Source organism: Paenibacillus sp. lzh-N1, from assembly GCF_002872435.1.
Classification (GTDB): Bacteria; Bacillota; Bacilli; order Paenibacillales; family Paenibacillaceae; genus Paenibacillus; species Paenibacillus polymyxa_C.
The window spans coordinates 2,144,162-2,164,848 of record NZ_CP025696.1 but is presented as its reverse complement, the minus strand read 5'-3'; the positions used below and the strand labels follow the sequence as shown (position 1 = coordinate 2,164,848).

Below are 20,687 nucleotides of genomic sequence, written 5' to 3'. Positions count from 1 at the left end.
TATATTGTACTATAAGGATTCATCCGTACGCTTCAGATTGTTGACAAACTTATGAACAATGTCACAGACAAATCGAATTATACAGTAACTGGGTTCCGTTCGGATATTGTAGGCAATGCTTGCAAACCTGCCGCGTTTAGGAAATTCCAAGGCTTGTTATAGTGCGGCTGGAAGAAGAAATCGACAAAAGCCAACTGGTCAATGGTCATATGATTTTGAATGGCTACAGACAGCGTGTTAATGGATTGCGTCAAATCGACCTTCGACATAATTTGCGCCCCAACAATTCTCCGTGTCTCCTGCTCATATACAACCTTCAGCAATACCTTTTCAGAGGTTGGCATAAACTCAGGACGATAGCTGTCCTCAATGGTTACAGCTTCTACAGTCATCCCCTCGTCGGTTGCTGCGGCTTCTGTCATTCCTGTTCCCGCAATATTATCTTCGTAAATTTTGATACCCGAGGTTCCTTGTGTTCCCATGTAGGCAATGGTCGGCTGTACCAGATTGCGTGCCACCAGCGTCCCCATTCGAACCGCATTCGTCGCCAATGGGATATAAGCTGTTTTGCCAGTCGGATTATAACGAATTGCACAACTGTCGCCTGCTGCAAACACATCCGGGCAGCTACTTTGCATATAATTGTCCACAATGATCGCACCGTTAGGCAACATATCTACCTGACCTTTGAGCAGATCCGTTTGAGGTCGGAAACCGATACAGAGTATAACAAGCTCTGTTTCATACTCTCCTTTAGAGGTCACGACCTTACTTACTTTACCGTTAGTCCCCTCAAAACGACTTACTGTCTCGCCAAGTACCAGCTTAATGCCATGTTCTCTCAGGGAATTCTCAATCCGGTCTGTAAACTCATGGTCTAAATACTTATTCAATATACGATCAGCACTGTCGATCAGCGTTACGTTCTTACCGTTCATTTGAAAAGCTTCTACCAGTTCAACACCAATGTATCCAGCTCCGACGACTGTAATGTTCTGTACGTGCTGGGCTTTCTCAATGATTTCATTCGAATGATTATAGTTCTTGCAGAGCAAAATATGATCAAGTTCAATGCCTTCCAGCTTCGGAATAATTGGCCACGATCCAGTAGTCACAATCAATTTATCAAATGTGTCCGTAAATTCCTCACCTGTTTGGAGATTACGTGCATGCAGCGTTTTGCCGGCTGTATCCACACTCGTTACCTCATGAAGCATCTTGGTCACTACACCCATATCAGCCAGTTGATCTGGGGACGAATAAAACAATCCGTGCGGATCTTTGACGACACCACCTACGTACAGTGCAATACCACAAGATAAAAATGAAATATTGTCATTACGCTCATAAACCGTAATTTCGGCATCTGGATAACATTTAGCTGTGTTGACTATGGCTGCTGTACCTGCGTGTGTACATCCGATAACTGCTACTTTCATGTTGAATTCCTCCTTGGTGTGTGGGCATAAAATGTATAATAATTGTGAATACTTTCACTTAGGCAACTCGTTACTTCTTGTGATTTATTTCACTTCATGCACTTATTATAGTGTGATATTTTTCACATTACAATAGCTTTTTATGATATTCACAGTTTGTCCACATTTAAAAAGGTAAGGATGTCTGAGATCAGCCGTTTGCTGAAATCTTTTTTTGCTCCATTCAGTTTTCCCTGTCTACCCCCTGATTATGCCCTTGGAACAGACTTTCCACACGATGCGTCAATTCTTAGGTATATGCTCATTTAGAGAATAAAAAAAGGTCTGTTTCCCCTGAGACAGGCAGAAATCAGACCTTGTTTATACATATACTTTGGAATTACACGTAGCTATTATAACAACTGCTCAATGGCAGCTTTCATCGCTTCCGGTGACTCCTTAGGCTCAAAACGCCCCACAGGCACACCTTCACGATTCACAATGAATTTAGTAAAATTCCACTGAATTGTACCATCTTCCTGTTCTCCAGGCTGCTGCTTCTTCAAATATTCAAACAGAGCTGCTGTATCCGGTCCGTTCACATCCACTTTGGCGAATACCGGGAAATTAACCCCGTAATTCAATTGACAAAATTCAGCCGCTTCCTCGCTGCTGCCCGGCTCCTGACCGCCAAATTGGTTGCAAGGGAAGCCTAAAACAACGAGTCCTCGATCCTTATATTCGTCATAAAGCTTCTGCAAATCCCCATATTGCGGGGTAAGTCCGCACTTACTGGCGGTATTCGCAATAACCAGCACTTTACCTGTGAAAGTTTCCAGAGAAACCTCCTGATTGGCTGGTGTTACGGCATTATATGAATAGACAGACATACAGCATCCTCCTTCATGTCGCTTGGTTTAGGTTCTTAACCTATTTTACCCAAAACGTGACGGACATGCCAATATCCACAGACCCTTTACCGCTGATGCTGCCACTTGATGGCGCTCTAACCTCTTGCTGCTACTTGTGGTCTAGCATCACGCCGCTCGGCAACAGAACCCACCGTTTGCTTCTCTTCTACATTCATTCCCTTTACTACTTGGCTTACCGCAGGCTGACCAGCCAAAGCATACGGAAGACAGAGTGGTACCCCTGTACGAGGATCAGTAACAATATCCGCCTCGATCCCGAACACCTCACGCAGCACATCGGGGGTCATAACCTCAGTCGGGGCTCCTACCGCCTTCGCTTTCCCTTTTTTGATCGCAATCATATGCTGAGCATACCGGGCTGCATGGTTCAAGTCATGCACGACCATAACAATGGTGCGTTCTGCCGAAGTATTCAGATACTCTAACAGATGCAGCACTTCCAGTTGATGCGCCATATCCAAAAATGTAGTCGGCTCATCCAAAAACAATATATCCGTATCTTGCGCAAGCGCCATAGCAATCCAGGCACGCTGACGCTGACCACCAGAAAGCTGATCAATCGGACGATCGTGAAATTCGCTCATTCCCGTTACTTGGATGGCCCACTCTACCATTTTGCGATCTTCCGCTTTCATGGAACCAAAACCTTTTTGATAGGGGAAACGTCCGTAAGATACCAGTTCCGTCACGGTCAACCCTTCCGGCGCAGTCGGATTCTGCGGCAAAATAGCCAACTGTTTCGCTACCTCCCGGGTGGATTGCTTATGAATGGATTTACCATCCAGCAGAACGCTACCGCCTTTAGGATTCATGATGCGAGCCATCGTTTTCAGAATGGTTGACTTACCGGAGCCATTTGCCCCCACCAATGCTGTGATTTTTCCCTGCGGTATTTCTACGTTCAGATCTTCTACTATCAATCGATCTTCATAAGCAATATCCAGATTTGCCGTTTTCAGACGAAACATTTGGAATCATCCCTTTCCCTAATCCAATATATATAGTCACGGGCTTAACGCACGACATTCATCAAAACTTCATTCTATCTTTATATAATAAAGATATTGATAATCATTATCAAGTGTTAACTGGCATATTCCTTCTAATTTACAATGCGTAACGTTCAATATTTCCTCAAAAGTCAAAAAAAATCACAGCCCTAAAGCTGTGATCTTTTAATTCTGGCCATTCGCATTAAGCCTGTACAGAGGACAGTCCAAATGCTTCAGCCATGAGGCGTATTGATTTCATTTTGGCATCAAAGTCGTGAATGATGCTCGCAACCATGATCTCCTGTGCATTATAGTTCTTGCATAATTGCTCAAGCTGACGCTTCACCTGTTCGGGTGAACCGACCACCATACGCTTGCGATTCTCACGAATGCGCATCCGATCATATGGCGTATACGGATACGCAAGCGCCTTTTCGACAGAAGGTGTCCCTGCGGAACGCGTGCCCTGTTCTAAAAGCACCAGGGACAAGTCCATGCTGGATGCCAAACGATTGGCCTCCTCCTCGGTATCCGCGCAGATCGCAAATACGGCAACAAGCGAACGCGGTTGCTCACTATGCTGAGAAGGCTGGAAGCTTTCCTGATATCCCTTCATAGCACCTGTGCCGCCTTCACCATTAATAAACTGCGCGAACGCAAAGCCTACGCCACGCTCGGCGGCCAGACCTGCGCTATCGCCGCTGGAGCCAAGCAGCCACATTTCCGGCACGGTCTCTACGAGCGGCATCGCCTGTAGCGAACCGAAGCGATGCTGGTTGCCTGTGCTATCGTGCAAATAGGCTAGCAGATCATCTAGCTGCTCGGGGTACAGATCAACACCGCCCCGCATTTTCCCCTCCTGCAAAGCTCTGGTAGCAATCGGCATTCCTCCAGGTGCTCGCCCCAGACCCAGATCAATGCGTCCTGGATACAATCCCTCCAGTACCCGGAAGTTTTCCGCTACTTTATAAGCGCTGTAATGAGGCAGCATCACACCACCCGACCCCACTCGAATGGTAGAGGTACGGGCAGCCAGGTGTGAAATCAATACCTCCGGGCTGGAGCCTGCAAGGTTAGAGGCTGCATGATGCTCGGATACCCAGAAGCGATGATAACCCAGGCGTTCCGCCTCTATAGCAAGCTCAGCAGTCTTTTGTAATGCCTGTGCATGCGTCATGCCTTCCGATACCGGAGATTGGTCAAGAATGCTGAGTTTTATCATAAAAAGTCTGACCTTTCTATTTTGGAATACGAATAGGCATTAATTATAGCACGTAAAGCCACAGTTAACCAAGAGGGGCAAAATAGCAGATTTACCGCACATATTTAGCCATGTTTACTTTTTATAGAGACTTGCTTTTTACTTTACTTTATCTGCTTCATAAAGATGTGAACGCTTTTGAAAGAAACTAAACAGATGGGTCACGATTACTTTCAAGACGGCATAACCTGGAACAGCCAGTACAATTCCTACCACACCAAACAAATTGCCTGCTGTCAAAATAACAAAGATAATCGTGATCGGATGTACTCGAAGAGATTTACCCATAATTTGTGGTGAAATAAATTTACCCTCAATAAGCTGGACGACTGTCCATACGATAACCATTTTGAGCAGCATGATCGGTGAGGTAACTATAGCTACGATTAACGCGGGTGTAATGGCAATTACAGGACCTAAGTAGGGAACCACGCTCGTAAAGGACGCAATGACCGCAAGTGTCAAAGAGTAGTCCAATCCAATAATCAGATAACCAATATACAGCAGCACTCCAATACAGAAGCTGACAATAATCTGTCCACGAATATACGAGCTGACCTGATGATTCATTTCGGTCATGATACGATCTGTCTCTTTACGAAACATAGGTGGAAGCATTTTTAGAATCCACTGCGGCAGCTTGTGTCCATCTTTCAGCAAATAGAACAGAATGAACGGAACCGTAGCGATCGCAAGCACAGTTTCCGTAATCACACCCAAAAAGCTTCCCACACCCGTCCATGCATTATTGATAAAGCCAGATAACTTTTCAGAAGCTTTGGAGGCCAGTTCAGATGGATCTATTTGAATGGTGTTCTGGAATTGGTTGACAAAGTTACTGCCAATCAGTCGCTCAAACTGTTGTTTGACTTGCTCGGTATAGGCAGGAACATTTTGGATAAGGCCCTGTATCTGATCACGGATCACAGGTACCACCGATGTAACCACAATAGCGATAATCCCTATAATGAGCAAAAACAGGACAACAATGGAGTATACCCGCTTTACCTTATTCCGCTCCAGTACATCTACCAACGGATTGAGCAGATAGTACAATACACCGGACAAAATGACCGGGAGAATGATCGTTTTCAGCAACACGATGACAGGCGTAAATATGTATGAAATTTTGGTAAGCACTAAGATATTCAAGCCGATCAGCAACAATACCAACAGGAATAACACAAACTTATTGTTCAGAAAAAACTTCTTAAACCGGTCTTTCCATGCCGGAGTTATTTCCACATGACATTCCCCTTCTCTTTAGACAGATGAGTATACGTTCTTCATAATTACGATATATTTTTGCAACAAAATATACAAGGTTATACCCAAATAAACACAAAAGCAAACAAAGTTGTACGTTATTGTACGAACTTCGCTTGCTTTGAAGGGTTATGGAGTATCATTTGTCGTGGTGGCAGCCTCCACCGTCGTAGTCACAGGTTTGTTTTCTTGTTCAAAAAGATTCTGTATGAATCGCTTGAGCTTCCGCTCGTCCACACCCAACACCTGCGCACCCTTGATGGTTTCCCCGCGCACCAGTTCGTTTGGCGGGATTTGCTGCTTCGCTACTGTTTTAGCATCGATATTAAAACCCAATGAAGCCAACTGCAGCATTTCCGTTGTACTCAGATTCGTTTCAATATAAGGAGATATGCTATTTAAAATACTTGGCAGTTTAATGAGCGACGATGTCGATTGTATTTTACTGCCCAGTTCGGTAATGAATTTGCGCTGTCGCTCCGTACGTGTAAAATCGGAAGTCGCATCATGACGGAAACGTACATATTGCAAGGCTGTTTTGCCGTCCATGTGCTGCATTCCCTTTTTCAAGTCAATATCAAACTGGTGTTTGTCTGCCTTGGACGTATAATGCATATCTTTTTCGACATCCAGGTCAATACCACCTACAGAATCAACCAACGCAATGAAACCATTAAAATCAGTATATACATAATATTGAATTGGTATGCCCAGAAGGTCGCTCACAGTCTGTCTGGTCAAATCAGGCCCACCGTAGGAAAAGGCTGCATTCAATCGACTTTGCCCATGACCCGGGATCTTGACGTACGTATCACGAAGAATCGACATCAGGGTAGCCTTTTTCGTAACCGGATCAACAGAAGCAACCATAACCGAGTCAGAGCGCCCTGAATCTTCTCCACGAGAATCGCCGCCAAGCAGCAGAATATTCACTCTCTCTGTTCCATCCCATTCCGGTGGGAGTGATACCTCTACAGGTTGTACATTGGTTGATGTTTGGGTTTGCGGTTTAAATTTCGAGTCCTGGCCAGAAGCAACCGAAATTTGATTCGTAAAATGATATATAGAATAAGCATAATATCCGCCCACTAAAAGGACTGCAGCAGTCATAGAAATACCTAGCCATTTTAAAAATTTTCGCATATTTTCGGGTAACCTCGCTTTTATTCATCATCGTTCGGCTTTTAAAAGCATACCCTTCCGGCAAGTTATCTGTCAATTCGTGGCGTTTGTTCGAGGGGCGTTATTCGTATCGGTTACACCTTATCTTCAGGCTCTTTTTGTGTTGATTTTACAGCATGGAGGTCGTCTGCATACCACGGATTCAAATGGACAAGCACCTCATAAACCCGTGGCTCCCGCTTCATGACGGCCCTCTTGATCAGCCGGATAATATCGTGTCCCTGCTGAATCGTCAAAGAGGCATCCACTGAAGCTCGGATATCTACAATAATATAATGACCGTGCTCACGGGCACGGATACGGTCAATACGCTGAACCTCGGCTACACTCAGTGCGGCTGCTGCGTAGCTTTCGATTTCCTCTGTTGCAATGGCCTTCTCCATAAGCACATCTATGGATTCGCGGCCCATTTCCCACGCCAATTTCAGAACCAGCAACGCCACTACAAACCCCGCAATGGGGTCCCCGTAAGATAAAATCGGAATATCCCAGTGTTCCCCGATCAGCCCTAATCCGATGCCTAATACAGCGGCTCCAGAGGCATACACGTCAGCGAGGTGATCTTTTGCCGTCGCAATGAGACCCTGACTATTGGCCGCTCTGCCAATACGAATTGTGTAGATATACAGCCACTGTTTCCAGAGCAAGGAAATAATGGCTGCCACTAAGGCCAGTATATGCTCCTGTGGCATCGGCTCAAACAGCGCAGCAATGGAATGATAGCCGATAAATATACCTGCCCCGAACAATATGACCGCCACCACACTAGCACCAATGACTTCTGCCTTGCCATGACCATAAGGATGATCCTCATCCGGAGGCTGGTTGGATATTCTCATCGCTCCCAGTGCGGTTGCAGAAGCAATCACGTCCCCGGCGTTATGCACACCATCGGCCACCAGCACCTTACTGTTGAACATGAGCCCTGCGATGATTTTGATGCCGGTTAAGAGGATGTTGCTAATCAGGCTGATCCATGCTGAGACCATGGCACGCTTGCCCATATCCTGTTCCTGCATGATGTATAACCCCTCCAAATTATCTTTTAAAAATGCCCTACCCGCTATTCGGTTATCTCAAGGCATCTTTCGTTGCTCTTTATCTTATGATGCTGTTCTTGCAGCGGCATAAGCGGCATAGTTGAAGATTACAATAGCCCCGGAAGATGAGCCTCCCCGGGGCTATTATGATAACCATAGTGGAGCATTCTATGAGAATACCCCCATTTTATCTACCTGGACCGACCGCGTCGGCCTCCTTGACCTTGACCCCCACGCGGACCGCCTTTGGCTTGTCCACCGCGTCCACCTTGGCCTCCACGTGCGGAACCGCCGCTGCTGCGGTCATATCCGCCACGTCCGCTGCTTTGCCCTGCCGAGCGGCCTTGACCTCCGCGTGCAGAACTACCGCTGCTGCGGTCATACCCGCCGCGTCCGCTGCTTTGCCCTGCCGAGCGGCCTTGACCTCCGCGTGTGGAACCGCCGTTGCTGCGATCGCGATCATATCCGCCGCGTTCACTACTGCTACGGTTGGAGCGACGCTCGCCGCTTGCGCCGTCACGACGACCGGACTGTTCGCGGCCGCTACGGCGTCCACCGCCAGCATCGTTGCCACCAAAGGAACGGCGGTCGTTTCTGCCTGAGCGGTCGTTTCTACCCTGCCGCTCAGCCGTATCGGGAGCAGGTCTACGCTGCCCGCCGCCCTCACTGCTGGTGAATGTGACACCAGCAACTCTTTGGATGTTCCGAAGCTCCGGAACATCCCTCGGCGTGGCGAGCGTCACCGCAACGCCTTTGCCTCCGGCACGGCCGGTACGCCCGATGCGATGGATGTAGCTTTCGGCATCCTGCGGCATGTCATAGTTGAAGACATGCGTGACGCCTTCTACATCCAAGCCGCGTGCGGCTACATCTGTCGCTACGAGCAATTGAAGTTTCGCTTCACGGAACGCCTTCATCACTTGCTCCCGCTTGTTCTGGGACAAGTCCCCATGCAGCTCACCGCTCTCGAACCCCATCTCCTGGAGCTCCTCATTCAGTTTGGAAGCCCGACGCTTAGTACGGCAGAAAATAACAGCCAAATACGGACGATCCGTATTCAGCATATCTACCAATGCCTGTTGCTTACCACGGTCTGTTGTTTGTACAACGACCTGACGGATTTGGCTCACTGGAACGGAAGAAGCCGATTTCACTTTGACATCAACGGGTTCGTTCATATAGACACGAGCCAGCTTGCGAATACCTGCTGGCATCGTAGCGGAAAACAGCATTGTTTGTCTCCGGTAAGGAACCTCCTGCAGAATCGTCTCCACGTCGTTCAAGAAGCCCATGTGCAACATTTGGTCAGCCTCATCCAGGACCAGCATTTTAATGCCGCCTAGATCGAGCGTGCCACGTCTCAGGTGATCCAGCAGTCGCCCAGGTGTACCAATAATCAGTTGTGCGCCGCCTTTTAGTTTACGAAGCTGACGCTCCACGTCCTGTCCTCCGTAAACAGCTAGTAGAGATAAACTCGGCTCCGCAGCAGCCAAGCATTTAGCTTCCTCTGTAATCTGGAGTGCCAATTCACGCGTAGGTGCAATCACAAGCGCCTGCGGGTGCCGCTTGTCCAAATTCAGCTTTTGTAAAATCGGCAGTAAAAACGCAAGCGTCTTCCCTGTCCCCGTATGTGCCTCGGCAATCACATCCTGACCTTCCATCAACAGTGGAATGGACTCCTGCTGTACAGGTGTTGGCGCTGAGATGCCCTGCTCTTTCAAGGCTTCTACCCAATGTTGCTCCACGCCTAATGCTGTAAAATTCTTCAAGTTTTATTCACTTCCCTTATCTGTATTCAATATGTGTCACGTAAAATAGGTTCATGTGCCATATGACATCTATCGTTCCATAGTTCAGAATTCCCATTTTTGTATCGGTTCTCATTCTCCCCTTTTCAGGAAGGGAGCATATCCGTTATCGTTGAATCTGTTCATGTAACTCAACATACGGCCGCAAGGCGGCTCAGGCCGTTCCATATATGACTTTCCTAGTATACGCGAAGTTGAACTGGTTTCCAAACGATTTTAACGAATAACGCAAAAGGTGAATTCAATCACCATGTCATATATTATGGTAGGAGAATTGGTAATTCATGAATAAAGGATGGATGCTTGTGGTTAACAATCTACATTATAATTTCATAATGACAGGTTCCTTATCGGAGAAGCACACTTTGTTTGCCGAAGAGTGCTTTACTAACCTGTTCGATTGTTTTGAAACATTCCTGAACATATCAGGAATCCGCAATACCCGTGTGTCTGTCTATCAATCCAAGAAAGCCAAACACGGTAAGATCCGCTGGGACAAGCAGGAGTTGCTCCGCATTGTAACCGATAATGAATTGACTCCATTGATGCTGGTTATCGAGGCTCCCAGTATCAAATCGTCCTATAACAAAGGGACAACGCCGGAAGTCTACATTCTTTTGTCCAATGACCCTATGGGTCAATCTCCCAACAATTGCGGGATGCTTGTTTCGATCCGTCAGGACATTTATGAACGTATCGACCAAACAATCGTCGAAGACGTTATGATGCAGCTGAGCCAGTGGATAAAGGCAACCAAACTGTTACACAGCTCGCGCAACTTTTATGCTGGTAGTAAAGCACGTGCCATTATGGATATTCTTCCATTTATGCTCGAAAAGAATACTCCGGATATGAAGTATGTTTTTCAATCGTGGACTCCGTATCCTTTACCACACACTTAAACAATCCGTCATCCCATTAACCCTAGGAGGCTGCAATTTATGCAAATTCAAGTTCAAAAGGCTGAAAAAAAAGAAAACGAATATCTCATTCATTATCAAGCGGGAGGAGCTCTGCCGTTCGTTCCGCATGATGTTGTTCTGATCCATGGCAAACAGTATTTTATAGGTACGATTTTGAAGGTAGAGTCGGAACAGGTCCTTATCCGTATCAATCCAGAATATGAAGACCAACTGACAGGGTCCATCGGACTGGAACTGGCTTTCTCTCCAACCGTTTCTATTCAAGGTGCAGACAGCATTGTAGAAAAGCTCGGCTATTTTCCACCTTTTCACTATGACCGAATCACGGCTGCCAATATGACGAAAGACCAGATTACACTGACAATTGAGCTATCGCCCGCTAGCGTGCTAGTTCCTAAATCACCGGATCTGGAACCTTCGGCTGATGCACCAGTGATCCCTGAGGCTCCAGCCAAAGATATTCCACGCTATGCAGTGACTTTTACATTTCTGGAAACCAAAGAGCATGTATTAACCCCTGTAGAAACAGAAAATATCATCTTGCAGCTCGATTTCCGCTATGAAGAAGCAGACATGGTCGTTGACATCGATGCCTTGTCAGGGCTGTCAGGCAGCTTTCTGTGCAGAGGCATCCGTGCAGAGATTACGGAACTTCATGAATAAACATGAAGCCCGTGAGCTGTTGCGCTGTCATTCTTTTATTCATGATGATCTGGAGCATCCCAAAATGCGAAGCGGATTCCTAGGGATGCTTCGTCCCTTCCAGGGAGAACTGATCGAGGATAATTTTCATGAGCTCATGACTATCATTGAAGTTCTGGCAGATGAGTTGGAGAAACCGTCCGTAGAACGGGAGCTTATATCCGCTCTGTGGGGGATTTGCCAGTATACACGGGCATGGGCGTTGCATCCTGATGGTATGCTGCAGCGAAATCACCTGCTGACCGTAGAGCAGATTAGTACGCTTGACGATTGGATTGATACAATTTCCTATGCGGTTATGGTGCTGCTAGAGGGTGGCGGAACGGAAGAAGCTTTATCGAACTACAGACAACGAGAGTAGGTAATACACAATGTCAAAAAGTAATCTGGCTAAGAAATGAGGGGGGTATATGTCCATACAAACCGATGATGACGGAAAGACGTTCTTATCTATTTTCCCTACACTATCGTATGAAGATCAATTGGTCTCATTACGCGAATTAACAGCTATACCCCAGCCCATGGGGGACACCATCGCATTCCTTTTGCAGCTTGTGCAGCAATCATCTGAGGATGATCTGCTTCGTATAGAAGCGCTGAAGGTCATCGGGCTATATGCGGATCAAAGCCAGCAGCCGATGATCATGCGAGGAATTCGCGAGCTGCTGTCCAAGCCTGATGAAGATGATGATGTACGGAACGCAGCTTTACAAGCTTTGGCGTGGATGCCTTGTTCAGAAGCAGAGCTACGTATAGCTTTGGACTTAATCCGCAGTGATACATATATCTTAGTCAAGGGGGCCGCTTTTGCACTGCTCCGCGCACATAAAGCCCACCCCTTCGCACAACATGCGCTGAAGCAATTATTGCACCATGAGGAATTCGGTGCATCTGCCCAGCGTGAGCTGTCCACATAATCGACAACCAAAGGAGAATCACCCTACTTATGCGTGTAAGAATATTTATTTTCGTATTGATTATCGGAGTTATTTGTGTGCCTGCCTATTTCATTATGAGCAGCTTTGGATTATTCCAAAATGAGAAGGTGCTTGTACATTACAAGCTTGCCCTTGAGGTAAAGGGTAAAAAATATGATGCCTGGCCTTTAATCAGCAGCTATACCGCAATAGATAAAAAGGGGGACCATCGTCAGCTCTACTATCAGGCGGAGGGCTCAGGCATAGAGTATCTGTTTCAACTTGCCTATGGACAGTATGAACTCAAGCCCTCCAAAGAAAATCCTTTTCTGGATGGGGGAATCCACTATACCATGGACCATCCTGAGTATGTACGTGAGGAAAAACAGTACGAGAACGCCAACGACTATACGGAGTTAACCCATTATTACAACCAACAGGAACAGGTTATTTATACTTACAATCCTGAAGCCAGCCTCGACAAAACCTACGTGCGCTCTATCATCACCGCTGGAATGACTCGCACCACTGGTAATTCAAGTAGGCCGGTGAAGGATGATTATATTAATATCAGTAAGCTATTTAAGGACAAGCTTGGAGTAAATGTGAAGGTAGATGTGGATGAGGACAACAAAATCGTTACCCTGTCCATGTCATAATAAAACGAAAAGAAAGGAAGACGCTACAAATGACAGAAACACATCATACTAAATCAGGACCCGCTTATTTGGATGGTTGGGTTATACCCGAAACCCCGGAGGCATGGGGTGAACAGGAATGGACAGGTAAGCTCCGTTCACAGACCGGAAATACGAAATTCCACATTTTTTACTATGGAGAATTCATGGATGAGCTGATTGCTGTAACGGTGTTTGCACCCCAGCTCATTATTGCAGAAGATGCGGTCACAGGTGAGCAGATCGTCATTTTTGATGGAACCCGCCATGGCTACGATGCACTGCTGTGTGAAGTATATACGGAGGAACAGCAGAACAATCGCACCCCCCTGCTGCCTTATCTGGACGATGATGGTGAAGATACCTTTGAGGTGACCGTGACTGCTTTTTATAATGTTGATTGGGATGACGAATTTGCAGATGATGTGGATGAGAACGGGCAGCTGGAGCTGATCAGCGGCGAACGTTGTGATTTTGAAGAGGCCAAGCGAAACGGTTTTGATGCGATTAGCATTACGATTACCAGCGCTAAAGGTCTAAAAACAGAGATCCTTCAGGAAGAGCTGGCCTGACGATGGTATTTAAAAGAATCAAACATCAGGAAGGCGATATTTTTGTTATCCCTTTGCATGACGGCCGATTTGCGGTATGTCAGGTGATCTGCGCGCTGTATGGTCGATTCAAAAAAGCGTTCTCCTTTGGTGTTCTATCCATAGGTCAGAATCAAGCATACGAGGGTGAAACTACATATCTCTCCTTCACAGATTATCGGGGGCAATTTGAGGTTATATTCACCGCCACCCAAAATCTGACGAAGGGAGTATGGCCCATTATCGATCATCGCCCTCTATCCGAGGAGCAACAGCAGCTAAAATACTTTAATTGTGCGGGCCATCTGTATTGCGGGGATGAATATATACGCAATCTGGAACTGGAAGAATATAATCAATATACTGTAATGGGCGTGGCTCGATATGAGCTGGTACAGCAATATTTAGCCCAGGCATAAAAACTAGAAGAATAGCAACGAAAAGAGCCACCTTAGAGTTCGAAAACCAGGGTGGCTCTTTAACGATTTAAAAGGGGTCAAATGTATAAGGGAATGGTGTACGATGTGTTCCCAAAACCGACTTTACGCGTTCTCCATCCAGCAGCGCTTCGACGAAGCTATACAAATCCGGGGCTGCATACCGAAAGTTGCCCCATGTGCGCAGATTCAAAGCATAAATCGGGAATTCCCCCCGTTTATCAGGCGATTGAATATCCCAGACCAGCAGGTCATCCTCTTCACTGGAAGCGAAGGGAACGGCATGCTCCAATAATTCCGGGAAACCATCTGGCTCCAACGCCGCTTCTTGTAAGACCTCCTCCGATTCCAGTACATCATCAAACCAGGTCCGCCAGTCACGGTAACGATGAAGCCATGAATCCGGATGATCCCCGAGAGGAATATGGATGTTCCATACGCCGCATAACCGCCCGTAGCCAAGAGTCTTGACGTAATCTATATAGGAAGGCGGAAAGCCCCTACCATTTTCAAAACGATGCTCTATAAGAAATTCTTCATCATAATAAGCCTGAAACTGCGAACGTTGCAGCCCTGTAAAAATGCTCATGCTCGCCCTCTCCTTTTGCACATCCTATTCGCCTTTTCACTCTTAGGCACATTGAAAAGGCCTTTTTCAAGTGTTAAAATGGGAATAAGATGTATATTCTAAAAAAGAGTGAAGATGCGTCAACATCCTCACTCTTTGGCAACAGCCGCTTTTAAGGGCGGTAGCCGTGTCAAAGGATGATCATTGAAATAGACCGTTTGCCTTTGTCGAGGGCGGTCTATTTCTTTTTATGGAAGGAAAGAATCAGAATCACCAACGTTGCAAATTGAATCATCAACATTAAGGTGTCTTTAACCTCCACAGGCCTCACCTCCTTTACAGGAGACTAGCCGACCGCCCATCTAAGCCATTCTGTTGTTAAGGAATATTATAACATATGATATATAAAAAGTACGTTTTTACGCTCTTTCCGAAAAGGAGGAACGAACATGGAGCAAAAACGCTTCAAAGATGAATATGGATATAAATATGACTTTGCCGCCGTGATCTGGAGAGGAGAACAGGTAGCTGTTCACTGTCCTCGCTGTCAGGGCCAAGCTTTTATTTCCAGATCTAAAGAAGACTGTTATTACGTTGTTCGCTGCTCTCATTGTTACTACACATTTCAGCAGCCAGAATCGTATAAATTCTATGCACGCGGTGTATGCAGCCATTGCGAGCGATATTTTAATATTGAAATCCATGATGACCGAACGGTTACTCATAAAAATACGAATATACACTGTCCGCACTGTGAGACACGTAATCAAGTTCCGGTGCATCGTATGCAGTCACGTGAATGGCATACAGACGTGATCCAAAATGGGAAAGATCCTATTTTCCAGCTCCAACTGTATTTCCTTGATTACTATCGTGGGAAACCGGTGTGGGCTCTTAACCGGATACACCTGAATTATTTGCTCTCCTATATCTCTGCCGAGTTGCGGGAAAAACCCACATCCGGTATGATGCGCACGGCTTCCCATTCCATTCCAAAGTACATTAAGGATGCGAAAAATCGCCAGGCCATCTTAAAAATATTACAAAAACTACAGCATAAACAAGCGTCTAAGGGTGAGCATTCCAAACATGAGTATACAAACTTTTGACAGCCTAGAAGCACTGGTCCAGGCCGTCTGTCAGACCACCACGTGCAATCTCGGCTGGAGATAGCGACTGTACAGATGTTATTGAAGTACTGCGCCGCAGTGGAAGCGAGCCGGATGTTCAACACATTGCGCAGGGACTGCGATATGATCATGAATACGATGCTTTTATGGAATAAGCGTCTCCAGTATCTCTTTTACCTCAGGGACAGCCTGCTTCAGGCTGTTTTTTAGTTTCTTTGCACCACCCCATATACGATAAACGATCATCTCTTGTTCGTAGTCTTCCAACTTCTCAAGTACATCTACTAGCGCCTTCGCCTGTTCTGCACTTTCAATGCCAGCCGATTTCAGAGGTTTGGCAGAATCATTACCTGCCAAAAGAATTCTCGCCCATACGGGAATCGTATCCGGTGTCAGTCCATGTGCCTCAGCAAACACAGCGGCGTAACCGTCCTGCACCGACTGGTGCTCACTATCCACTAGCTTCATATAACGACTCACTAACGGAAAATATTCCGTTCCTTTAAGTCCTAATCCCATCACCGCATAGGTTCCCGGCATTGCTGACTTCTCCCCCGGCTCTACATCGTTGTACCACTTGAATTCTTCCATCACAGTCTCGGCATATTCCGCCAGCAACGGGTGCAGCGAAGGGTATTCAAGTGCATTGGCAAAGAAACGATGTAATGCAGATTTGGCTAACTTGGGTACGGGTAGATAGTTTTTCACTTTGCTTTTGAACTTCATCCCATATTCCTTAGTAAAGCCTTTTCGTAATATATCACATAGATATACGAGTGCTTCTCTATAGCTCTCTTCTTCCTCAGAACGAATCTGAACCTCCAGTGTTTGCAAAATATCATTCGCTTGGCAGGTGACTCGTTCACTTGTATATGACGCTGGAATGCTACCTGATCCACTCTTAAGCCACTCGGCTGCCTGATTTGAACCCAGTTGTGCAGCAATCTCCAAATAACTCTGCCGTGCATCGGCATCGGTCGAACCCACACGCATCGCGGTGAGCAGGAACATCTCCATGGCGGGGGCAGGAATATCTGAAGGAAGAATATCGGGCCTCACCGTATACTCCAGCCCGTAGTTTTTTTCCCGATCTGCGTATTTGGCCAAAAATTCATCTTCAGCCCAATGCATTAAGCCTCTGCTCAGCTGATGCCTCCATGCTTCTTCTCGCTTACGGCTAACCTGCACTTTTGCATCCATTCGATTCAACAGCTCATTCACCCGCTGGGCGTCTATAGGGTACAAATGAGGATCAAGCAAGTGCCTTACTAAGAAAAAATCGTCCTCTTCCTTCGGGATAGCTTTACTGGCAGGGTCAAGCTTTTGCTCCACAAACTGTTCGATAGTGGCTAACAGATGCTGCCGCTTATCTTCGTTCAACAGCGAGAATGTAAAATGACTGGCCTTATTCTCCAAGACCACCTCTAGATGAAATTCCAGCCGATAACGAAAAAACATAGGACTAAATTCTTCTGAATTATACAGGGCCGCTATCCGTTCTTTGAACACAGGCATCCATTCATCCTGCACCTGCTGGAGCGTCACTCCTTCCGTAAAACCAAGAATATCCATATCTGGTCTACGATGATCCCAATCAAACGGTTCGTAGGTATCCACCCATAACCCGTCGCTCTTACAGGTAACTTTTAAGTATTCATGAATCCCTTCGTGAAGGACGCTTTTGGTCTTGAATTCCGCGATGCGTTTTTGCTCAGAAGCGTATCTCTGGTCAATCTCCTCAAAAATTGGATCTATGTAGGCCTGTACCCCCGATGTCATACGATGTGCTCCCCTTTCATACCCTCACAAATTGTAGTTCTTACATAATTGAGATAGACTAATATTTAACTATTTTATTTCCTGATTATAGCATATCTCTCATTTACATTTGGACTCCATCCCTATAGATAGAGTGCCAGAAAGCAGGTGTATTCTACATGTATTGGGTTTCCACACAGCACACGCCAGTAGCTGCCGATGAACTGACAAATTTCGAACATACCTATGGCATAACTTTACCAATTCCCTATGCTTCATTTCTCACCCAATACGGGCCAGGTACCTATTGCGGCCTGCTGGTGATTGAACGACCTGATCCTCAACTTTTGCAATCCTATGCGGATTACGAACTGTGGACGCATAATGATAACTGTCCGATCACCGCGCAACAGCTGGGCGAGTGCGTGTTCATCGGCAGCTCCATAGATGGTGATTTTCTAGCGGTGCATCCTCAGGTCGAAGGCTTGCTTTGGCTACCGCGACATTCGGAGGTCATTACTATGAAGCCATTAGATGTTCAAGCCCCATTTATAGATACACTAGAGCATATACTACGGGATGAATTCGGAAGAATAGAGCCATTCCCCCGTTATTTCGAGCCTGTCAGTCTGGATAGAGTTGCAACATTTCTACAATTTAATCCACCGGAGACGGCGGAAGCTTACGGTTCAGCCAATCCGAACGATCAAGCCTTGCAAGTAGCTCCAGCATCTATACAGGTATTGGCTCAGCGTTTTAAACAGCATTTTGACTCAAATCTATGGATTGAAAACGAGCATATCTGCTTGGCTTTTCTTCAGTCTCTTGGCGGATACGTACGTTTCAATTATGCATATGGACGCGAAGTGGCGATCATTTATGAACCTAAAGCGATAGCACTTCATGATGAAGTTCTATCATTCCTGCAAAAAGAACATTGCCAGGTTGTAGAGTAAGAGGAGGACGAATACAAATGACAGTACATTTTGCACATATCTTAGAAAAGCTCGGAGGGATCGCTGAGCGCCTGAGACAAGGTGGGATGCCTGACGTAGTATACCAATGGACGAAGGGGATTTCCGAAGAGGAACTGACTGAGTTGGAGGAACGGCTGCAAATCCCTTTGCCTGCCTCCCTTTCTGAATTGATAAAGCGGTGTGGCAGCTTACATTTGCTATGGTGCCTCCCTCAACACTGTATTGTAGCCGATGAACCGGCTTGTTCATATGAAAGCAGTAATGGCCTTAAACAAAAACCGAATATCCTTGACGATATTACAGGAGAATTTGGCTGGAATCATGAGTATATAAGCTATTTTACATCCTATGGAGAAAACACCGACTCAGCAGCGGACGAACAACGATATCTAATTTTAAACTATAACGGTGCCGGTGATCCGATCCTGCTTGATAGAGCGACATCCGCAACAGAGCCAGCAGTGTTCTGTTATGAGCATGAGTTGGACCGGTTCATGCTGCTCGCAGAAAGTCTACCTACCTATATAGAAACCATGCTTGCCTTACACGGGTTATGGCTGTGGGATTGGTCTAACGTGTCAGATGAGCTTGGTATTCAACTAGACAGCCCACGACTGCAGTTGTGGCAGCGCTGGTTGAACACGTTCTGTACGATGAAGCTGGAGGATGCCGCCCGGTCGCTGGAAACACTGATCCATTACACCACCATGCATGGCGTAGATCATCCTGCTGTACTGCAGGCTTTTCAGGCCTATGATCCAAAGGATATTTTTCTTGCCTGGGAGCAGCGCATTCAGCGTAACCCGGCCCAATTCGCTACATGGGCATTTTTTATTGGGGAGACCGCAGGTATTGGGGCTGCTGACTGGGTTCGCTCCTTATGGGAGCCGGACACGGATATCACGCAAGCATGGAATTCATCCGCTTCAAATAACATACATGCTGAGAGAGCATTTGTCTCGACACGTGCCTATCTATCCGCCCGCTGTCTGCCCGAACAGGAAGGATTAGAAAATGTTTATAATGATCTGATGCAGCATACGGCAAAGGATGGAAAATTAGAAGGATACACCGTTAGCGGGCAGTTACAGCATTTTCATTTACCGCAGGTCATTGACTGGATGCGGGATAAGGTCAATCATCCGGTCGATGGCTGGGCAGTACTTTTCGCCTACTCTCGTCCTACAGCTGAGCAGGTGATTGAATGGCTATTTAGTAGCGAACTTCATCAGAAAATTGCAACCGAGGCGCTGGATATCATGATTCAGCGCGATCTTCTGCCCGGTCTAGAAGCAGACGTTTGGGCTAGCATCTCAAACCTGCTTCATGCTTCTTTACAACTCGTGATGCTCAAAAAAGATAAACGTCGCATTGAAGCCGTGCTGGAGCAGCTTTCAGATTTGAAACTTCGTTAACACAGGAGCCGGCGTATGCAGACTTGCCTGTACGGGGTGGGAGCACAAAAAAATGAGCCGCTGCATCAGCGGCTTAATCCTCGAAAAAAAGTATCTATAGTAAATGAAATCAATTCATTATTTGCTTTGGCCATAGGAAGCTCAAAATTCAGGAGAAGAGAAGTTAGTCCGTGTAACATACTCCATACGGATCTAGCCATCAGGTGCTCATCCCCTTGAATGATGCCCCCTTCCTCCATAGCGACTTTGAGTCCGCCCTCAAGCAACTCAAACCCCTTAAAACTCCCACTGTCTATAAGGCTAACCGAGCTTACAGATTCAAGGTTGCTGATAAACAGGATGTTGTAGTATTCGGGATTAGCCATGCCAAAACGGACATAAGCATCGGACACTGTTTTCAGTGTGTCCAGAGCGTTCAGTCCGGCTGCCTGTGCTTCATCCACGCGCTGCTGAAGAGCCTTCAGGAACAAAGCATTCCCTTCTAACAGCAGTTCACGGACAACTGCTTCCTTATTGGAAAAATAATGATAAATTGTTGTTGGTGAATATTCGATCTGATCCGCAATTTTACGCATAGAGACTTCAGCATACCCTTGGTTCAAGAAGAGCGATCGGGCGGCCTCAATGATTTTGCGGCGAATCTCACTGCTTTCACGTTCTCGGCGTTTGATATGTTTCATGAATAGATATACGT

Annotated in this window: 22 protein-coding genes; 10 read left to right on the top strand and 12 right to left on the bottom strand. The window is 46.3% G+C overall.

Annotated features, from left to right (window positions below; translation table 11 throughout):
• Positions 1–77: 77 nt before the first annotated feature.
• The 8 genes from C0638_RS09840 to C0638_RS09805 all read right to left on the bottom strand — a co-directional run bounded on the left by C0638_RS09840 (position 78) and on the right by C0638_RS09805 (position 9,860).
• Complete coding sequence (locus C0638_RS09840; RefSeq protein ID WP_013373482.1) at positions 78–1,439, bottom strand: FAD-dependent oxidoreductase; 1,362 nt, start codon at positions 1,437–1,439, stop codon at positions 78–80.
• A 392-nt stretch (positions 1,440–1,831) separates the two neighbouring features.
• Positions 1,832–2,308, bottom strand: coding sequence for a glutathione peroxidase (locus C0638_RS09835; RefSeq protein ID WP_058711282.1), 477 nt, complete (start codon positions 2,306–2,308; stop codon positions 1,832–1,834).
• A 116-nt stretch (positions 2,309–2,424) separates the two neighbouring features.
• Positions 2,425–3,318: an ABC transporter ATP-binding protein gene (locus tag C0638_RS09830; RefSeq protein WP_058711281.1), complete on the bottom strand. Its 894-nt coding sequence runs from the start codon at positions 3,316–3,318 to the stop codon at positions 2,425–2,427.
• Between the two features lie 226 nt (positions 3,319–3,544).
• Positions 3,545–4,564, bottom strand: coding sequence for an LLM class flavin-dependent oxidoreductase (locus tag C0638_RS09825; protein WP_016324835.1), 1,020 nt, complete (start codon positions 4,562–4,564; stop codon positions 3,545–3,547).
• Positions 4,565–4,702: 138 nt separating this feature from the next.
• On the bottom strand, positions 4,703–5,848 hold the full coding sequence (locus C0638_RS09820) for an AI-2E family transporter (RefSeq protein WP_016822839.1): 1,146 nt from the start codon (positions 5,846–5,848) through the stop codon (positions 4,703–4,705).
• Positions 5,849–5,998: 150 nt separating this feature from the next.
• Positions 5,999–7,012, bottom strand: coding sequence for an LCP family protein (locus C0638_RS09815; RefSeq protein ID WP_058711280.1), 1,014 nt, complete (start codon positions 7,010–7,012; stop codon positions 5,999–6,001).
• A gap of 113 nt (positions 7,013–7,125) precedes the next feature.
• Positions 7,126–8,070 carry a cation diffusion facilitator family transporter gene (locus C0638_RS09810; RefSeq protein ID WP_058711279.1) on the bottom strand — a complete coding sequence of 315 codons (945 nt, stop codon included), beginning with the start codon at positions 8,068–8,070 and terminating at the stop codon, positions 7,126–7,128.
• A 212-nt stretch (positions 8,071–8,282) separates the two neighbouring features.
• Positions 8,283–9,860, bottom strand: coding sequence for a DEAD/DEAH box helicase (locus tag C0638_RS09805; RefSeq protein ID WP_058711278.1), 1,578 nt, complete (start codon positions 9,858–9,860; stop codon positions 8,283–8,285).
• A gap of 323 nt (positions 9,861–10,183) precedes the next feature.
• Here C0638_RS09805 and C0638_RS09800 point away from each other — a divergent pair, with 323 nt between their 5' ends.
• The 7 genes from C0638_RS09800 to C0638_RS09770 are packed head-to-tail and all read left to right on the top strand — an operon-like array spanning position 10,184 to position 14,127.
• Complete coding sequence (locus tag C0638_RS09800) at positions 10,184–10,801, top strand: hypothetical protein (protein WP_058711277.1); 618 nt, start codon at positions 10,184–10,186, stop codon at positions 10,799–10,801.
• Between the two features lie 39 nt (positions 10,802–10,840).
• Complete coding sequence (locus C0638_RS09795) at positions 10,841–11,485, top strand: immunity 50 family protein (protein ID WP_013373491.1); 645 nt, start codon at positions 10,841–10,843, stop codon at positions 11,483–11,485.
• Positions 11,478–11,885: a hypothetical protein gene (locus C0638_RS09790; protein WP_013373492.1), complete on the top strand. Its 408-nt coding sequence runs from the start codon at positions 11,478–11,480 to the stop codon at positions 11,883–11,885. Before C0638_RS09795 ends, C0638_RS09790 begins: the two co-directional genes overlap by 8 nt.
• A 49-nt stretch (positions 11,886–11,934) precedes the next feature.
• A complete protein-coding gene (locus tag C0638_RS09785) occupies positions 11,935–12,441 on the top strand; it encodes a HEAT repeat domain-containing protein (protein ID WP_058711276.1) in 507 nt (168 codons plus the stop codon).
• 29 nt (positions 12,442–12,470) lie between these two features.
• Positions 12,471–13,100: a hypothetical protein gene (locus C0638_RS09780; RefSeq protein ID WP_058711275.1), complete on the top strand. Its 630-nt coding sequence runs from the start codon at positions 12,471–12,473 to the stop codon at positions 13,098–13,100.
• Between the two features lie 29 nt (positions 13,101–13,129).
• On the top strand, positions 13,130–13,690 hold the full coding sequence (locus C0638_RS09775; RefSeq protein WP_058711274.1) for a hypothetical protein: 561 nt from the start codon (positions 13,130–13,132) through the stop codon (positions 13,688–13,690).
• 2 nt (positions 13,691–13,692) lie between these two features.
• On the top strand, positions 13,693–14,127 hold the full coding sequence (locus tag C0638_RS09770; RefSeq protein WP_058711273.1) for an immunity 26/phosphotriesterase HocA family protein: 435 nt from the start codon (positions 13,693–13,695) through the stop codon (positions 14,125–14,127).
• A 67-nt stretch (positions 14,128–14,194) separates the two neighbouring features.
• Here C0638_RS09770 and C0638_RS09765 read toward each other — a convergent pair whose 3' ends face one another.
• Together C0638_RS09765 and C0638_RS26145 are read right to left on the bottom strand one after the other, a co-directional pair.
• Positions 14,195–14,734 (bottom strand): SMI1/KNR4 family protein, encoded by a 540-nt coding sequence (locus C0638_RS09765; protein ID WP_058711272.1) that lies wholly within the window; start codon positions 14,732–14,734, stop codon positions 14,195–14,197.
• 217 nt (positions 14,735–14,951) lie between these two features.
• Positions 14,952–15,008 carry a hypothetical protein gene (locus C0638_RS26145; RefSeq protein ID WP_425325345.1) on the bottom strand — a complete coding sequence of 19 codons (57 nt, stop codon included), beginning with the start codon at positions 15,006–15,008 and terminating at the stop codon, positions 14,952–14,954.
• Between the two features lie 154 nt (positions 15,009–15,162).
• On the opposite strand from C0638_RS26145, the gene C0638_RS09760 reads away from it, so the two are divergent.
• Positions 15,163–15,822 carry a hypothetical protein gene (locus tag C0638_RS09760; RefSeq protein WP_025677540.1) on the top strand — a complete coding sequence of 220 codons (660 nt, stop codon included), beginning with the start codon at positions 15,163–15,165 and terminating at the stop codon, positions 15,820–15,822.
• A 165-nt stretch (positions 15,823–15,987) separates the two neighbouring features.
• Here the strand turns inward: C0638_RS09760 and C0638_RS09750 are convergent, their stop codons facing one another.
• Complete coding sequence (locus C0638_RS09750; RefSeq protein ID WP_058711271.1) at positions 15,988–17,622, bottom strand: DUF6138 family protein; 1,635 nt, start codon at positions 17,620–17,622, stop codon at positions 15,988–15,990.
• Positions 17,623–17,780: 158 nt separating this feature from the next.
• Between C0638_RS09750 and C0638_RS09745 the strand changes: the two genes are divergently transcribed.
• Positions 17,781–18,557, top strand: coding sequence for a hypothetical protein (locus C0638_RS09745; RefSeq protein WP_058711270.1), 777 nt, complete (start codon positions 17,781–17,783; stop codon positions 18,555–18,557).
• A 17-nt stretch (positions 18,558–18,574) separates the two neighbouring features.
• The gene (locus C0638_RS09740) at positions 18,575–19,993 is read left to right on the top strand and encodes an SMI1/KNR4 family protein (RefSeq protein WP_058711269.1); all 1,419 of its coding nucleotides are present in this window, start codon (positions 18,575–18,577) and stop codon (positions 19,991–19,993) included.
• A 65-nt stretch (positions 19,994–20,058) separates the two neighbouring features.
• Here the strand turns inward: C0638_RS09740 and C0638_RS09735 are convergent, their stop codons facing one another.
• Positions 20,059–20,673: a TetR/AcrR family transcriptional regulator gene (locus tag C0638_RS09735; protein ID WP_013373502.1), complete on the bottom strand. Its 615-nt coding sequence runs from the start codon at positions 20,671–20,673 to the stop codon at positions 20,059–20,061.
• Positions 20,674–20,687 lie beyond the last annotated feature (14 nt).

Bases quoted from the DNA above. Each gene is read 5' to 3' on its own strand.
- C0638_RS09775 (WP_058711274.1), top strand. From the start codon at position 13,130: ATGACAGAAACACATCATACTAAATCAGGACCCGCTTATTTGGATGGT.
- C0638_RS09780 (WP_058711275.1), top strand. From the start codon at position 12,471: ATGCGTGTAAGAATATTTATTTTCGTATTGATTATCGGAGTTATTTGT.
- C0638_RS09760 (WP_025677540.1), top strand. From the start codon at position 15,163: ATGGAGCAAAAACGCTTCAAAGATGAATATGGATATAAATATGACTTT.
- C0638_RS09750 (WP_058711271.1), bottom strand. From the start codon at position 17,622: ATGACATCGGGGGTACAGGCCTACATAGATCCAATTTTTGAGGAGATT.
- C0638_RS09825 (WP_016324835.1), bottom strand. From the start codon at position 4,564: ATGATAAAACTCAGCATTCTTGACCAATCTCCGGTATCGGAAGGCATG.
- C0638_RS09745 (WP_058711270.1), top strand. From the start codon at position 17,781: ATGTATTGGGTTTCCACACAGCACACGCCAGTAGCTGCCGATGAACTG.
- C0638_RS09835 (WP_058711282.1), bottom strand. From the start codon at position 2,308: ATGTCTGTCTATTCATATAATGCCGTAACACCAGCCAATCAGGAGGTT.
- C0638_RS09785 (WP_058711276.1), top strand. From the start codon at position 11,935: ATGTCCATACAAACCGATGATGACGGAAAGACGTTCTTATCTATTTTC.
- C0638_RS09740 (WP_058711269.1), top strand. From the start codon at position 18,575: ATGACAGTACATTTTGCACATATCTTAGAAAAGCTCGGAGGGATCGCT.
- C0638_RS09795 (WP_013373491.1), top strand. From the start codon at position 10,841: ATGCAAATTCAAGTTCAAAAGGCTGAAAAAAAAGAAAACGAATATCTC.
- C0638_RS09765 (WP_058711272.1), bottom strand. From the start codon at position 14,734: ATGAGCATTTTTACAGGGCTGCAACGTTCGCAGTTTCAGGCTTATTAT.
- C0638_RS09810 (WP_058711279.1), bottom strand. From the start codon at position 8,070: ATGCAGGAACAGGATATGGGCAAGCGTGCCATGGTCTCAGCATGGATC.
- C0638_RS09770 (WP_058711273.1), top strand. From the start codon at position 13,693: ATGGTATTTAAAAGAATCAAACATCAGGAAGGCGATATTTTTGTTATC.
- C0638_RS09735 (WP_013373502.1), bottom strand. From the start codon at position 20,673: ATGAAACATATCAAACGCCGAGAACGTGAAAGCAGTGAGATTCGCCGC.
- C0638_RS09840 (WP_013373482.1), bottom strand. From the start codon at position 1,439: ATGAAAGTAGCAGTTATCGGATGTACACACGCAGGTACAGCAGCCATA.
- C0638_RS09790 (WP_013373492.1), top strand. From the start codon at position 11,478: ATGAATAAACATGAAGCCCGTGAGCTGTTGCGCTGTCATTCTTTTATT.
- C0638_RS09800 (WP_058711277.1), top strand. From the start codon at position 10,184: ATGAATAAAGGATGGATGCTTGTGGTTAACAATCTACATTATAATTTC.
- C0638_RS09830 (WP_058711281.1), bottom strand. From the start codon at position 3,318: ATGTTTCGTCTGAAAACGGCAAATCTGGATATTGCTTATGAAGATCGA.
- C0638_RS09815 (WP_058711280.1), bottom strand. From the start codon at position 7,012: ATGCGAAAATTTTTAAAATGGCTAGGTATTTCTATGACTGCTGCAGTC.